Below are 13,782 nucleotides of genomic sequence, written 5' to 3' on the forward strand. Positions count from 1 at the left end.
ATCTCCGTGTCTGTCTGAGCACGGAAAGTAATGTCCATTGTGCGGACGGATATCTCACGCATTGAGACAATCAGATATGGGAATTCTTCAGCTTGACCAGAGCTGATGAGCTTGGCAAGGTTTCTCAACGCTTGCCGACCGCTGCCGGTCGTTGTCTCTCCACTGAGGAACACCGTCCAGGAGGCATCCCGTGACGTCCGTCAATTCCTTGACCCGCTCGCTCGCCGTCATCACCGCGACGGCGCTCGCCGTGACCGTGGCCGGCTGCGGTGGAGACGACGACGCCGGCGCGGTCGCGTCGGGCGGCCCGATCGTGGTCGCCGCGGACCTCGAGCTCTCCGGCGCCGACGCGGCCGCCGGGCAGGCCTTCCAGCGGGCGCTGGAGCTGCGGGTCGACCAGCTCAACGGCTCCGGGCTGGCCGGCGGCCGCACCATCAAGCTGGTGGTCAAGGACAACCGCTCGGACCCCGGTGAGAGCCTGCGCAACATCCAGGACTTCAGCGCCGACCGGGCGGTCAGCGCGATCATCATGGGCGCCTGCGCACCCTGCGCGGTCAACGCCGCCCGGACGCTCAACGACAAGGCCATCCCGGCCATCTCGCTCGCCGCCGCGGGCGCGGTGGCCAGCCCGGTCGCCGAACGGCGCTTCATGTTCAAGCTCGGCCCCAACGCCAACGACAACGCGGCCGCGCTCGCCGCCGAGCTGAGCCGGACGCCCGCGCTGCGCAAGGTCGGCCTGCTCTACACCGCCGACGGCTATGGCGCCGAAGGGGCTACGGCCCTCGACCGCGAGCTGGGCAAGGTCGGGCTGAAGCTGGCGGCCAAGACCGAGGTGAAGCCGACCGAGGACAACCTCGACGACCCCATCGAGCAGCTCGTCGCCGACGCGCCGGACGGGATCCTGGTGTGGACCGGCGCCGAGCAGGCCGTGAAGGCCGCCTCGGCGGCCGCCGAGGCCGAATACCAGGGCCGGCTGTTCCTCGACGCCGCCGCGGCCGGTGACCTGTTCCTCGGTGGCCGCGACGGCTCGACGCCGGACGGCACGACGATGGTGTTCACCCAGACGATGGTGATCGACGACGTCATCGCGACGACGCCCGCGAAGGCCGCCCGCAAGCAGTGGTTCCGGGACTACACCGCCCGCTGGGGCAGCTACTACGGCATCGCCTCGTTCGCCGCCGACGCCCTGCAGCTCGTCACGGACGCGACGCTGCGGGCCGACGCCGACCCGGCGACGCCCGACCGGTCGGCGATCCGCGACCAGATCGAGATGTCGCAGATGGACGGTCTCTCCGGGCCGATCCGGCTCACCCCGGACAACCACTCGGGCCTGATGCGCCAGTCGCTGACGATGCTGGTCGCCCGCGGCGGCCGCTGGCGCCTGGCCGGCTAGCCCGTGGTGGCTTTCACCCAGGGCACAGTGACCCGCTCGATGGCGACGAGCGCGTAGAACAGGACGATGCTCATCAGCGAGAGCAGGGCCACGCAGGCGAAGGCCAGCGCGGTGTTGCCGCTGCCGCCGGACGAGCTGATCAGGTAGCCGAGACCGGCGTCGGACGCGAACAGCTCACCGACGACGGCACCGACCAGAGCCAGCGGCAGGGCGACTTTGAGTCCGACGAAGATCTGGGGCAGCGCGGCCGGGAAACGGATCTTCACGAAGGTCTGCACGCGGGACGCGTCCAGGGAGCGGGTGAGCTCGACGAGGTCGGCCGGCGTGCTGCTCAGCCCGGCGGCGGTGGCCAGGGTGATCGGGAAGAAGCAGAACAACACGGCCATGACGATCTTCGGCGCGCTGTCGAATCCGAACCAGACGATCAGCAGCGGGACGATTGCCACCTTCGGCGCGGCGTTGAGGGCGACCAGCATCGGGTAGACCGCCCGCTCGACGGTCCGCGAGCCGGCGATCAGCGCGCCGATCAGCACGCCGGCGACGACCGAGATGCCGTAGCCCGCGACGGTCTCCCAGAGCGTCACCTTGGCCTCGGCGAACAGGTCACCGGGCATGTCGGCGAACACCCGGAGCACCTCGAGCGGGGTCGGCACGAGGTAGGGCTGGATCTCGAAGGCCACCACGGCCAGCCACCACAACGCGACGGCGGCCAGCGTGCCGGCCACGGGGATGGCGACCGCGAGCACCCGCCCGCCGCTCGCGGGACGGGCGAGGTCGGGCGGAGTGCTCGCGGTCATCGTGGCTCCACAGTGGTTGTCAGGCGGAGGGCTTGGGGATCAGGTCGAACGAGATCACGTCTTCCGGCTTGAGGCCGTCCGGAATCGCGCCGGCGCCCTGGAGGATCGCGATGCTGCGGGCGGCGCGGGCCTGGTCGATCTGGCCGAGACCGGTGCCGAGGTCGACGTACGGTCGCATCAGCGTCATCTCCGCGGCGGCGACCGGCGCCGGCTGGGTCTTCTCGAACTTGGCGTAGATCTGGCCCGCTTCCTGCGGGTTGCTGATCGTGTCCGAGAGCCCCTTGAGCAGCGCGGTCATGAACCGCTTGACCTGGTCCGGCTTCTCCTGGGCGGTCTTCTTCGAGACACCGATGGCGCCACCGAACAGGTCGGTGATCACGTCGGTGTACGGGAGCACGACCGCCTTCTTGCCGCCGGCCGCCCGCTCCACGCCCGGCTTGCCGACCGGGAACTGGGTGATCACGTCGACCTTCTTGGAGGCCAGCAGTTGCGGCTGCTGCTGCGGCGCGACGTTCTGGAACTTCACCTTCGCCGCGTCGATGCCGGCGAGCCGGGCGTACGTCGGGAACAGCACCTGGTTGACCGAGCCGGGCTGCGCGCCGATCGTCTTGTTCTCCAGGTCGCGCGGCGTGCTGATGCCGCTCTCCTCCAGCGCCATCAGCGCGGTCAGCGAACGCTGCTGCACGGCGCCGACGATGGTGAAGTCGTTGATGCCGCCGGGGCGGCCGTACTCCAGGAACGCGCCGGTCAGGTCGATCGAGGCGTACTGGACGGCGCCGGAGCTGAGCGCCTTGAGGTTGCCGTTGGTGCCGACGCCGGGCTTGACCTCGACGTCCAGGCCGGCCTCGCGGAAGTAGCCCTTGTCGATGGCGGCGTAGACATAGGACTCACGGCCGAAGAGGCCGAAGCCGCTCATGTAGACCACCTTGTCCAGTGGCTTGTCAGCGGCGTTCTGGGTGTTGCTGGCGGGCGCTTTGTCGTCGGAGCCGGAGCAGGCGGCCATGGTCAGCAGCAACGCCGCTGCACCCACGGCGGCAACCGCGCGGAGGGTTCGCATAACGGGAGGTCCCTTTCGTGGCATCGAAGGATTGACACACATTGGGCGGGGGACGACGCATCACCCTAGGGGAAACCCGGCGTTTGGCAACAGCCCGCACACCTATCCATCCGAGGCACGAAAGGGATAACCTGGCGTCGATGTTTCTCCGGATCTTCGCCTCCACCAAGGGCGGCACGAGCTACGCGGACATCCTCGGCCTGGCAAGACATGCCGAGGCCTGCGGCTTCGACGGGTTCTTCCGTCCCGATCACTACCTGCCGCTCGGCGGGCCACCCGACCACACCCCGACCGACGTCTGGACCACAGTGGCCGGTCTGGCCCGCGACACCACGCGGATCCGGCTCGGCTCGTTGATGAGCGCGGCGACGTTCCGGTCGCCGGGCGCCTTGGCGGTCGCGGTGAGCCAGGTCGACGAGATGAGCGCGGGGCGCGTGGAGCTCGGGCTCGGCACCGGCTGGTACGAGGCGGAGCACGCCGCGTTCGGCCTCCCGCTGCCGCCGCTCGGCGAGCGGTTCGAGCGGCTCGAGGAACAGCTCGCGATCGTCACCGGGCTGTGGACCGCGCCGGACCGGTTCGACCACGCCGGCAGGCACTACACGCTGGCCGGAGCCCCGGGCCTGCACACCACCCAGCGGCCGCATCCGCCCGTGATCGTCGGCGGCAAGGGGCCGCGCCGCACCCCGCGGCTGGCCGCGCGCTACGCCGACGAATACAACGTCCAGTTCGCCAGTCCCACCGACACCAAGGAGCTGTTCAACCGGCTCGACGCCGAGTCGGCGAAGCTGGGCCGGGCGGTGCGGCGCTCGGTGTGCGTGTCCGTGGCGTGCGGTCGCGACGCCGCGGCGGTCGAGCGGCGGGCGGCCATCCTGCGCCCGCCGGTGCGGGCGGCCGCGTCCGGCGCGTACGGCTCGGTGGACGAGGTCGTCGACTATCTCGGCCAGTTCGCCGCGCTCGGCGCCGAGCGGGCCTACCTGCGGATCACCGACCTGGCCGACCTCGACCACCTCGACCTCATCGCGTCCGAGGTGCTGCCGCAGGTGGCCGGATGATCCAGCTCTTCGGGGTCTCGCAGGTGTTCACGGGCCGCTCCGGCTCGGTCGAGGCGCTGCGCGACATCGACCTGAAGATCGAGGAGGGCGAGTTCGTCGCGGTGGTCGGCCGGTCGGGCTGCGGCAAGTCCACGCTGCTGCGCCTGGTCGCCGGGCTGCTTCCGCCGACCAGCGGCGAGATCCAGGTCGGCGACGAGCGGGTCACCAAGCCCCGGCAGGACATCGCGATGCTCTTCCAGCGCCCGGCCTTGCTGCCGTGGCGCAGCGTGCTCGACAACGTGCTCCTGCCCGCGGAGATCTTCAAGCTGGGCCGGGCGGCGTTGCGGGAGCGGGCGCTCGCCCTGCTGGAGATGGTCGGGCTGGCAGGCTTCGAGAGGCGGTTGCCGCACGAGTTGTCGGGCGGCATGCAACAGCGGGTGGCGCTGTGCCGTTCGTTGCTGTCGGGCCCGCGCGTGCTGCTGATGGACGAGCCGTTCTCGGCTCTCGACGCGCTCACCCGTGAAGACCTCTCCACAGAACTCCAGCGCATCCACATGGAAAACAAAGCAACCATCATGTTCGTCACGCACTCGATAGACGAGGCCGTCCTCCTCGCCGACCGCGTGGTCGTCCTGAGCCCCCGCCCAGGCCAGATAGTGGATGTCCTGAACATCGACATCCCACGCCCGCGTTCGCTGGGCCGCACAGCTCAACTGGACCAGGTCATGGCGGCTCGCGCGGAGCTCCACGACCTGCTGATGCGCCGGGAGCCCGCGCGAGCCTAGCCGACGGTCAGGCGGTCGGTTGCCAGACGAACTGTTGGGCCGGCACTGAGGTCAGTGAACGGAAGCGGTTGTTGACCGTGGCCGCCTCGGTGCTGTTCGGGAACGCGTTGGTGCAGGAGACGGGCGCGCTGCTGCCGGACATGAGGTCGGCGCACAAACCGGTCCTGCGGTCCGGGAGGCCGAGGATGTGGCCGAACTCGTGTGTGGAGATGCGCGGCTGGTAGTAGCCCTGGTTGACGGCCTGGCGGCCCATGTACCAGTAGCCGTTGCCGAGCGACGTCGTGTAGGTGCGCGGCCAGCCGTTGTCGGCGTAGACCCGGATGTTGGGCGTGCGGCCGGCGGGCACGGGCTCCAGGCGCACGTTGGTCACGCGGCTGTTCCAGTTCGCCGCGCCCTGGCGCACCACGGCCACGAACTCCTGGGACTGGCTGGCGTCGTAGTAGAGCACCCGGACGGCGGCCTGGGCGACGCCGGCCGATGCGAGCTGCACACCGACGAGCGCGACGGCTGTCAGGACGAGGGCGGAGAGTCTGCGGCGTAGGGCCATCGGGGGGCCTCCTCGTGGGAGCGGAAGGGATGGGGTGTCGGCCCATCCTATCGAGCTGCATCGATCCGATGGTCATCCCGACGGGCACCTACCGCCGGGCGATGGTAGGGCGGGCACTACCCCTGGTTGGGGTACCTGTGGCAGTGACCCGGCGTGCTCGGATCGGAAGAGTGGTGGTCGATGGTTCCGTGCGTTCGACTGGGGGAGCGGTGATGGGTGCACGATCCACAGTGGGCATGAGGATGGCGGGCCTGCTGCTGCTGGCGCTGTTGGGGATGACCGCCGGTGGGGTGCTGGGGCGGCTGCCGGCGTTGGCGGACTACTCGCCGGTGCCGGTGCTGCCGGTCGTGGAGTGGGCGGTCGGCGGGGGTCGGTAGGGCCGCGGGGTCTCCGTGACATTTAGGGCATAAGCCGCGTTATTGAATGCGGGCCGGTGCCCCTGCCCTGAACCCACGGAGGCTTTGTTGAAGAGATTCCAGGTCGCCCTGCGGCGACGGTTCCCCCTGTTGTTCGCGGCGGTCGCGGTCGCGCTGCTGGCGTGGCCGGCGGTGGTCGTGGCCCGGCCCGCGGCCGAGGACGCCTACCCCCTGCGGCCGACGATCGTGCTCGTGCACGGCGCCTGGGCCGACGGCTCGTCGTGGGACGGCGTGACTGCCCGGCTCCAGGCGGCCGGCTACCCGGTGCGGGTGCCGCCGAACCCGTTGCGCAGCCTGCCCGGCGACAGCGAGACGATCGCCGACTTCCTCTCCACGATCAAGGGCCCGATCGTCCTGGCCGGACACTCGTACGGCGGTGCGGTGATCACCAACACCGCCGAGGGCAACGCGAACGTCCGGGCGCTGGTCTACGTGGACGCGTTCGCGCCGGACGAGGGCGAGAAGGTGGTCGACCTGGTCGGTCCCGACTCGGTCCTGGCCGGCGACCCGGCGACGATCTTCGACTTCGTGCCGTACCCGGGAGCGCCCGACGGCGACGCCGACCTCTACCTGCAGGAGCAGGTCTTCCTCACCGGCTTCGCCAACGGCGTCCCGGCAGAGCAGGCCGCGGTGCTCTGGGCCAGCCAGCGACCGCTGGCGGCCACCGCCAGCAACCAGCCCTCGGGGCCGGCCGCCTGGAAGACCATCCCGTCCTGGTACGTGGTCGGCACCCAGGACCAGGTGATCCCGAAGGACCGGCAGCTCTTCATGGCCAAGCGGGCGGGCTCGGCGGTCACCAAGGTCGACGCCGGCCACCTGTCACTGGTCACCAACCCGGACGAGGTGACCGCGGTCGTCCTCGACGCGGTCAAGCACGTCTCCGCGACGTGAACCCCGGCCGCCGGCCGGTCCCGTCTTCGTCAGGCGGGCCGGCTGGCGGCGCCGTCGCGGGCCTCGCGCAGGCCGCGGTTGGCCAGGCCGTCGGCGCGCTCGTTCTCCGGGTGGCCCGAGTGGCCCTTGACCCAGAACCAGCTCACCTCGTGCGGCTCCAGCGCGGCTTCGAGGCGCTGCCACAGGTCGACGTTCTTCACCGGCGTACGCGCCGAGGTCTGCCAGCCGTTGGCCTTCCACTTCGGCAGCCACTTCGTGATGCCGTCGCGCACGTAGACGCTGTCGGTGTGCAGCCGGACCACCGACGGCCGGGTCAGCCCCTCCAGCGCGCTGATCGGCGCCATGAGCTCCATGCGGTTGTTGGTGGTCGCCGTCGCCTCGCCGCCGCACATCTCCTTCTCGACCGTGCCGTAGCGCAGCAGCGCTCCCCAGCCGCCCGGCCCGGGGTTGCCGCTGCACGCGCCGTCAGTCCAGATGTCCACGGTCATTCCGGCACCCTACGCGATGTCGATCCGGTTGTACCATCTGGTACATGATGCTGACGACGAGCACCGAGGCGCGGGCGTCCCAGGCCGCGACCTGGGCGGTGTTGCGCGACGTGACCGACTGGCCACGCTGGACGCGGTCGATGACCTCGGTCGAGCGCCTCGACGACGGCCCGCTGCGCCTCGGCAGCCGGGCCCGGATCAAGCAGCCGGGCATGGCGCCCCTGGTCTGGGAGGTCACCACGTTCGCCGACGAGACGGAGTTCTCCTGGACGAACCACTCGCCGGGGGTACGCACGGTCGGCCGTCACCTGATCGACGCCAACCCGGACGGCTCGACCCGCATCACGCTGGAGCTGCACCAGACCGGCCCATTGGCCGGACTGCTCAACCTGTTCCTCGGCCGGCGGAACCGGCGCTATCTGGAGCTGGAGGCGGCCGGCCTGAAGGCGGCGAGCGAGGCCGCGTGAGCGCCGCCCGCGAGGCACTGCTCGACCGCTGCTTCGAGGTCGTCCGCCGGCACGGGTTCAGCCACCTCAGCCTGCGCGAGATCGCCGCCGAGGCCGGCACCAGCCACCGGATGCTGATCTACCACTTCGGCTCCCGGGACGGGCTGCTGGCCGAGGTGGTCGGCCGGATGGAGGCGGAGCAGCGGGCCCTGCTCGCCGACCTGGTCACGGGCGACGCCGACATCTTCACGGCGTCCGCGGCCTTCTGGGCCCACCTGACCAGCCCGGAGGTGCTGCCCGCGCAGCGGCTGTTCTTCGAGATCTACGTGCAGGCGCTGTACGGCCGGGAGTGGACGGCGGCCTTCCGCGAGTCGGTGATCCGCGCCTGGGAGGAGCCGCTGATGGCGCTGTTCGAGCGGGCGGGGGTCGCGGGCGACCGGGCACGGGCGCACGCCCGGCTCGGGCTCGCGGTGACCCGAGGCCTCGGGCTCGACCTGCTGATGAGCGGCGACCACGCCGAAGTGGACGCGGCGATGACCCTCTTCGGCGAGCTGGCCCGAGCCGACCTGCGTGACTAGCGGGACTGCGGTGCCAGGGCGGCGGCGGTGACCGCGACGGCCGCGGTGAGCAGGTCCTCGGCGACCGCGGCCACGAGCGCCGTGACCTGCTCGGTGCCGGCCCAGCGCCGCCAGTACGCGCCCGCGTAGCTGCCGGCCACCGCGCCCACGCCGCCGCACAGCGCACCGAGTGCGGGGTTGCCGCGGGTCCGCTGCGCCAGCGCCGCCCCGCCGAGCGCACCGGTGGCGATCCGGATGGCCAGCCCCCGCGGCATCAGGCGGCTCGGGGTGCTGGGCAGCTTGTCGCCGACGAGCTCGGCGGCCGCGCCGGTGGTCAGCAGGACCCGGCCGGGAGCGCTGGCCGCGCGGTCGAGCCACATCGACGACGTGCCCGGGCGCGTGGTCAGCGCGATCGTCGCGAGGCCGGTCATGCTGCGCCCACCGGCGGCGACACCGGCCAGGAACGCACTGGTCAGGGCGGCCGTCTCCATGCGCTTCAGGCTAGCCTGCCGGCGCGGCGCGGCGGGCCTACTCCACGAGGCGCGACCGGGCCGCCGCGAGCACGGCGCCGTCGACGCCGCAGTCGGCCAGGTACTTCGCCACATCGCCGTAGGTCTGCCGCAGGTGGTCGAGGGTGTTGACCATGGCTTCGCGGTGAACGCCGTCGGTCAGCGCGTAGTCGTCGGCGATGTCGTCCTCGGCCACGCCGGCGACCAGCAGCAGGAGGGCGACGAGCACGCCCGTGCGGTCCGCGCCCGCGTGGCAGTGCACCACGACGCCGCCCGGCGGCGCCTCGGCCACCGCCCGGAACGCGGCGCCGATCTGGGGCCGGTTGTGGTCGAGCAGGGCCGCGTACGTGTCGGGCAGGATCTCGTAGTCACCGTCGCCGATCAGTGGGGCGTTGACGTAGCGCGGGTCGCCGCCGAACGGGCTCGGCCACTTGGTGTTCTCGCGAGCCCAGCGCAGGTCGACGATCCGCCGTACGCCGCCGGCCCGGATGGCCGCGACCGTGTCGGCGGTCAGTTTGTGGTGGCCGTCGGAGCGCAACAGCGCCTCGGACCGGATGCGCCGGCCGTCGGTGGTGGCGAGGCCACCGAGATCACGAACGTTCGTGCAGTCCGGCCAGTCCAGGATCACCGTCGGGCTCCTTCCGTGGGGGATACGGATCATGATCCCCCACGGAAGCGACCAGCGGCGATCCGTTTTACGCGGTGCTGCGCCGCGTGACGCGGATCCGCCACCGCCCGAACAGGACGGTGCCGACGACGAACAGCGCCGCGACGGCGGCCAGCACCAGCAGCCACGGCTGTGGTCCGGACGGCGCGGTGTTGGCAACCGGTTGCGCCTCGACCGCAGCCGGTGGGTCGTCGACGGCCGCCGCGGGCGCGGCCGCGGTGAACGGGTCGCGCTGCTGGTCGACCGGCAGGACCGGCGGCCTGACCGCGCCGGGCCAGTATTCCGCCAGCTGTTCCTTCGTCGGCGCGACCACCGTCGGTAGCTGCTGGAGGCCGCCCTTCGCACTGATCGTGCCCACCTCGTACGGTGCGAACCAGCCCTGGATCCCGACGACGGTGAACGGGCCGTCGTGCGGCAGCACGAGCGAGACCGCGTAGTGCGCCGGCTCCTTGAGCTTCACGGCCGCGAACTTCGTGGCCGTGCCCTTGCTGTCGACCAGTTGCAGGGCGACCTCGCTGAGCTCGCCGTCGTACGGGTGGAAGCCGTGCTGGAGCACCCACGTGCCCACGGTGTACGTCTGGTGCGCCTGAAGCTGCCCGGGCATGGGCTCGAGGACGGTCGCCGCCCAGCCACCGGCGTGGGCCGGGCCAGGCGCGGCGATCGCGGCGACCGTCGCCGCGAGCAGGGCCGCCGTGGTTGCCGCGAGGGCGCGCAAAGTGTTCGACATGTTCGCCACCTCCGGTGGTGACGAGCCGCACACCCGCCTGCCGGTTCCCGCTGTCACGTTTCCCGGTGGCCGCCTCGTCGTGAGGGCATGCGAGTACTAGTCATCGGAGGCTCGGGTGTGGTCGGGCGACCCACCGCGGGCGCGTTGTTCCAGCGTGGCCACCAGGTCGCGGTGCTCAGCCGTGGTGGCACGGCCGGCCCGGCCGGGACCGAGGCGTTCCAGGGTGACCTCACCACGGGCGCGGGGCTCGACCGGGCGTTGGCCGGCGTCGACTGCGTGGTCGACTGCGCCAACGTCGCGACCATGTCCCGCGCGGCGGCGGTTCGCTACTTCACCGACACCACCACGCTGCTCGGGCGGCGCGCCGAGGCGGCCGGGGTCAAGCACCACGTGGTGCTGAGCATCGTGGGCATCGACCGGGTGCCCAACGGCTACTTCAGCGGCAAGCTGGCCCAGGAGGAGGCGGTGCTCGGCGGCCCGGTGCCGGCCACTGTCCTGCGGGCGACGCAGTTCCACGAGTTCGCGGGCCAGGTGATGGGTCAGCTGGCGGTCGGGCGCTTCGCGTTCGTGCCGCAGATGCGGACCCAGCCGATCGCGGCCGCCGAGGTCGGTGCTGCCCTGGCCGAGGTGGTCGAGGACGGCCCGCGCGGCCGGGTCCCGGACATCGGCGGACCGCGGGTGGAGTGGTTGCCCGACCTGGCCCGGCAGTTCGCGCGGCACCGCGGCCTGGGCCGCACGGTGGTGCCGCTGTGGGTGCCCGGCAAGGCGGGCCGGGAGATGCGCGGCTCGGGCCAGCTACCCGGACCCGGTGCCGTCCTGCGCGGTCCGACCTTCGGGGAGTGGTTAAAGGACCAGTAGCGTCTTGCCGATCGTGGAGCGCGCCTCGATCGCCGCGTGGGCGTCGGCGGCGCGCTCCAGGGGGAAGCGCTGTCCGATCACCGGGCGGAGCCGGCCGTCCGCGGCGAGCCGGAGCGCCTCCGCGGACAGGGCGCGCAGCTCGTCGGGCGTGCCCGTGGCGCCGCGGATCAGCGTCACGCCGCGCGCGGTGGCCTCGTCGTCGGTGACGTCGGACCAGGCGCCGCTGGACAGGCCGTAGCTGAGCATCCGGCCGCCGGGCGCGAGCTGTTCGAAGGCCGCCCGGGCGACGTCGCCGCCGACGCCGTCGAACACGACGTCCAGCGGGCCGATGCCGCTCGCCCAGCCGGGCGCGGTGTAGTCGACGGCGAGATCAGCACCTACGTGCGCCAACTTGCCCGCGCTGGCGGCCCCCGTGACCACAGCGCCGGCCGCCTTCGCGAGCTGGACCAGCAGCGTGCCGACCCCGCCCGCGGCGGCCTCGACCAGCACTCGCTCGCCGGGCTTCGGCGCCGCCCCGCGCAGCAGCAGCAGAGCGGTGCGGCCGTCGGCGAGCAGGGCCACCGCGGTATCCAGGCCGAGTCCGTCGGGCACAGGCACGAGGCCGGCCGCGTCGACCACCACCTGCGACGCGTAGCCGCCGGAGCCGCCGGTCGAGGTGACCACCCGCGTGCCGACCAGCGCGGGGTCCACCCCGGTGCCGACCGCGGCGACCACTCCGCCGACCCCGTTGCCGGGCACCATCGGGAACTCGCCCTTGAAGGGGCCGAAGCCCTTCGCCCGGAACATCGTCTCGACGAAGGTGATGTTGGCGTAGGCCACGTCAACCAGCGCCTGGCCCGCGGCGGGGGATGGGTCCGGTGCTTCACCGGGAATCAGCACGGATGGGTCGCCGAACTGCGTCAACCACACGACTCGCATGCGACGAAGGATCACACCTCAACCCACGTTGAGGTCAACGCTCCGCCACACCGCCGACGACCGGCTTGACGTCGACGATCGGCGTACCGTCGAGCGCCTCCAGGTTGTCGACCTTGACGTTGAGGCCGTCGATTTCGAGCACGGTGACCCGGTGCAGGCCGATCGGGTTGGGGCGGTCGGGGGAGCGGGTGCTGAAGACGCCGGTCAACGGCCGGTCGACGGCGCCGCGCGGGCGCACCCGCAGCACCGCTCGGTCGGCCCGGTCGAACCAGGTGAGCAGCAACACCTCCTGGCCGGGCGCGAGATCTGAGAGCGCGTCAGCGACCGCCGGGTCGAAGCGCAGCCAGGCGTCCGGCGCGCCCTCGTCGCCCTGCTTCGGCGCGGTCGCAGCGTCGGTGAGTGGGGAGGAGACGAACCCGATGGGCGAAATCTCATACATCTGGCGATCCTAGGGACGCGAGGCGCCGGGCCAGGTACTCACGCTCCGGTTCGTTGCCGACCAACGCCAGCGCGGCGCGATAAGCCTCGCCTGCCTCGGCGGTGCGGCCCAACCGCCGCAACAGGTCGGCGCGGGCGGCCGGCAGCAGATGGTAAGAGGCCAGGTGCCGGTCCGCGGCAAGCGAGTCGAGCAGCGCCAGCCCGGCCTCGGGACCGTCCACCATGGCCACGGCCACCGCGCGGTTGAGCTCGACCAGCGGCGACGGCGCCACCGTGCGGAGCACGTCGTAGAGGGCGACCACCTGCGGCCAGTCGGTGGTCGCGACGGACGCGGCGTCGTCGTGCACGGCGGCGATCGCGGCCTGCAGCGCGTACGCGCCGGGTGGCCCGCCCGTCAACGCCTCGACGACCAGCCGTCGGCCCTCGGTGATGGCGTCGACCGTCCACAGCGAGCGGTCCTGGTCCTCGAGCAACACGAGCCGGCCGGAAGCGTCGACCCGGGCTGGTCGGCGCGCGTCGACCAGCAGCATCAGCGCGAGCAGGCCGGTCACCTCGCGCTCGGCGGGCAGCAGCCGGTGCAGGATCCGGCCTAGCCGGATCGCCTCGTCGGTCAGGTCGGCGCGGACCAGCCTGTCGCCGCCCGTGGCCGCGTACCCCTCGGTGAAGATCAGGTAGACCACCTGCAGCACCGCCGGCAGCCGGTCGGGCAGTTCGGTCGCGGAGGGCACCCGGAACGGGATCCGCGCCTCGCGGATCTTGCGTTTGGCGCGCACCACGCGCTGCGCCATGGTGGCCGGCGGCACCAGGAACGCCCGCGCGACCTCCGGGGTGGTCAGGCCGGCCAGGCAGGTCAGCGTCAACGCGAGTTGGGCGTCGAGCCCCAGCGCCGGGTGGCAGCAGGTGAAGAACAGCCGCAGCCGCTCGTCGGGCGCGTCGTCGCTCCACACCGGGTCGATCGGCGGCGGGCTGTCCCGGCGGTCCGCCTCGACCTGGAGCAGGGCCAGCTTCGCGGCGAACACCTTGTCGCGGCGCAGCAGGTCGACGGCGCGGTGCCGGGCCACGGTGAGGAGCCAGGCGCCAGGGCGGTCGGGTACGCCGTCCTTGGGCCAGCGGGCCACGGCGGAGGCGACGGCGTCGGCGGCGACCTCCTCGGCCAGGTCGAGATCGCCGAGGGTACGGACGAGCCCCGCCAACAGCCGCCCCCACTCTTCGCGGAAGACGGCCTCGACGGAGGCGGCGCCCGTACCCATCGGCTGC

At 72.0% G+C, this 13,782-nt stretch carries 18 protein-coding genes; 8 read left to right on the forward strand and 10 right to left on the reverse strand.

Annotated elements, in window-relative coordinates; all coding sequences use genetic code 11:
* Positions 1-190: 190 nt before the first annotated feature.
* Positions 191-1,393, forward strand: coding sequence for an ABC transporter substrate-binding protein (locus CHC05_RS07400; RefSeq protein ID WP_089245977.1), 1,203 nt, complete (start codon positions 191-193; stop codon positions 1,391-1,393).
* On the opposite strand, the gene CHC05_RS07405 is transcribed toward CHC05_RS07400, so the two are convergent.
* Together CHC05_RS07405 and CHC05_RS07410 are read right to left on the reverse strand one after the other, a co-directional pair.
* On the reverse strand, positions 1,390-2,190 hold the full coding sequence (locus CHC05_RS07405) for an ABC transporter permease (protein ID WP_089245979.1): 801 nt from the start codon (positions 2,188-2,190) through the stop codon (positions 1,390-1,392). The two genes, CHC05_RS07400 and CHC05_RS07405, sit on opposite strands and share 4 nt — an antisense overlap.
* A gap of 19 nt (positions 2,191-2,209) precedes the next feature.
* Positions 2,210-3,247 carry an ABC transporter substrate-binding protein gene (locus CHC05_RS07410; RefSeq protein WP_179266086.1) on the reverse strand — a complete coding sequence of 346 codons (1,038 nt, stop codon included), beginning with the start codon at positions 3,245-3,247 and terminating at the stop codon, positions 2,210-2,212.
* A 140-nt stretch (positions 3,248-3,387) separates the two neighbouring features.
* On the opposite strand from CHC05_RS07410, the gene CHC05_RS07415 reads away from it, so the two are divergent.
* Together CHC05_RS07415 and CHC05_RS07420 are read left to right on the forward strand one after the other, a co-directional pair.
* On the forward strand, positions 3,388-4,299 hold the full coding sequence (locus CHC05_RS07415; protein ID WP_089245983.1) for a TIGR03560 family F420-dependent LLM class oxidoreductase: 912 nt from the start codon (positions 3,388-3,390) through the stop codon (positions 4,297-4,299).
* A complete protein-coding gene (locus tag CHC05_RS07420; protein WP_089245985.1) occupies positions 4,296-5,063 on the forward strand; it encodes an ABC transporter ATP-binding protein in 768 nt (255 codons plus the stop codon). Before CHC05_RS07415 ends, CHC05_RS07420 begins: the two co-directional genes overlap by 4 nt.
* 7 nt (positions 5,064-5,070) lie before the next feature.
* Here the strand turns inward: CHC05_RS07420 and CHC05_RS07425 are convergent, their stop codons facing one another.
* Positions 5,071-5,610, reverse strand: a complete 540-nt coding sequence (locus CHC05_RS07425; protein ID WP_089245987.1) for a snapalysin family zinc-dependent metalloprotease — start codon at positions 5,608-5,610, stop codon at positions 5,071-5,073.
* 212 nt (positions 5,611-5,822) lie between these two features.
* On the opposite strand from CHC05_RS07425, the gene CHC05_RS41330 reads away from it, so the two are divergent.
* Both CHC05_RS41330 and CHC05_RS07430 read left to right on the forward strand, forming a co-directional pair.
* The gene (locus CHC05_RS41330) at positions 5,823-5,987 is read left to right on the forward strand and encodes a hypothetical protein (RefSeq protein WP_179266087.1); all 165 of its coding nucleotides are present in this window, start codon (positions 5,823-5,825) and stop codon (positions 5,985-5,987) included.
* 87 nt (positions 5,988-6,074) lie between these two features.
* Positions 6,075-6,917, forward strand: a complete 843-nt coding sequence (locus CHC05_RS07430; RefSeq protein WP_218824472.1) for an alpha/beta fold hydrolase — start codon at positions 6,075-6,077, stop codon at positions 6,915-6,917.
* Between the two features lie 29 nt (positions 6,918-6,946).
* Here the strand turns inward: CHC05_RS07430 and rnhA are convergent, their stop codons facing one another.
* Positions 6,947-7,405 (reverse strand): ribonuclease HI, encoded by a 459-nt coding sequence (rnhA, locus tag CHC05_RS07435; protein WP_089245989.1) that lies wholly within the window; start codon positions 7,403-7,405, stop codon positions 6,947-6,949.
* A 44-nt stretch (positions 7,406-7,449) separates the two neighbouring features.
* Here rnhA and CHC05_RS07440 point away from each other — a divergent pair, with 44 nt between their 5' ends.
* Entirely contained in the window at positions 7,450-7,872 is a 423-nt protein-coding gene (locus tag CHC05_RS07440) for an SRPBCC family protein (RefSeq protein WP_218824473.1), read from the forward strand.
* On the forward strand, positions 7,869-8,429 hold the full coding sequence (locus CHC05_RS07445; protein ID WP_089245992.1) for a TetR/AcrR family transcriptional regulator: 561 nt from the start codon (positions 7,869-7,871) through the stop codon (positions 8,427-8,429). The genes CHC05_RS07440 and CHC05_RS07445 overlap by 4 nt, the downstream gene beginning before the upstream one ends.
* On the opposite strand, the gene CHC05_RS07450 is transcribed toward CHC05_RS07445, so the two are convergent.
* The 3 genes from CHC05_RS07450 to CHC05_RS07460 all read right to left on the reverse strand — a co-directional run bounded on the left by CHC05_RS07450 (position 8,426) and on the right by CHC05_RS07460 (position 10,311).
* Positions 8,426-8,899 (reverse strand): hypothetical protein, encoded by a 474-nt coding sequence (locus CHC05_RS07450; protein ID WP_089245994.1) that lies wholly within the window; start codon positions 8,897-8,899, stop codon positions 8,426-8,428. The two genes, CHC05_RS07445 and CHC05_RS07450, sit on opposite strands and share 4 nt — an antisense overlap.
* A 37-nt stretch (positions 8,900-8,936) precedes the next feature.
* Positions 8,937-9,545 carry a tyrosine-protein phosphatase gene (locus CHC05_RS07455; protein WP_245870691.1) on the reverse strand — a complete coding sequence of 203 codons (609 nt, stop codon included), beginning with the start codon at positions 9,543-9,545 and terminating at the stop codon, positions 8,937-8,939.
* Between the two features lie 67 nt (positions 9,546-9,612).
* Positions 9,613-10,311, reverse strand: coding sequence for a hypothetical protein (locus tag CHC05_RS07460; protein ID WP_144022514.1), 699 nt, complete (start codon positions 10,309-10,311; stop codon positions 9,613-9,615).
* An 87-nt stretch (positions 10,312-10,398) separates the two neighbouring features.
* Here CHC05_RS07460 and CHC05_RS07465 point away from each other — a divergent pair, with 87 nt between their 5' ends.
* Positions 10,399-11,169, forward strand: a complete 771-nt coding sequence (locus tag CHC05_RS07465; RefSeq protein WP_089246001.1) for an SDR family oxidoreductase — start codon at positions 10,399-10,401, stop codon at positions 11,167-11,169.
* Here CHC05_RS07465 and CHC05_RS07470 read toward each other — a convergent pair.
* From CHC05_RS07470 to CHC05_RS07480, 3 genes are read right to left on the reverse strand one after another with little or no spacing between them, the layout of a single operon-like run.
* A complete protein-coding gene (locus CHC05_RS07470; RefSeq protein WP_089246003.1) occupies positions 11,155-12,087 on the reverse strand; it encodes a zinc-binding dehydrogenase in 933 nt (310 codons plus the stop codon). The two genes, CHC05_RS07465 and CHC05_RS07470, sit on opposite strands and share 15 nt — an antisense overlap.
* Before the next feature lie 34 nt (positions 12,088-12,121).
* Positions 12,122-12,526, reverse strand: coding sequence for a tRNA (N6-threonylcarbamoyladenosine(37)-N6)-methyltransferase TrmO (gene tsaA / locus CHC05_RS07475; protein WP_089246005.1), 405 nt, complete (start codon positions 12,524-12,526; stop codon positions 12,122-12,124).
* Complete coding sequence (locus CHC05_RS07480) at positions 12,519-13,775, reverse strand: RNA polymerase sigma factor (protein WP_089246007.1); 1,257 nt, start codon at positions 13,773-13,775, stop codon at positions 12,519-12,521. The genes tsaA and CHC05_RS07480 overlap by 8 nt, the downstream gene beginning before the upstream one ends.
* Between the last annotated feature and the right edge of the window lie 7 nt (positions 13,776-13,782).

Origin of the sequence: Asanoa hainanensis (genome assembly GCF_900188485.1) — a bacterium.
Taxonomy (GTDB): Bacteria; Actinomycetota; Actinomycetes; order Mycobacteriales; family Micromonosporaceae; genus Asanoa; species Asanoa hainanensis.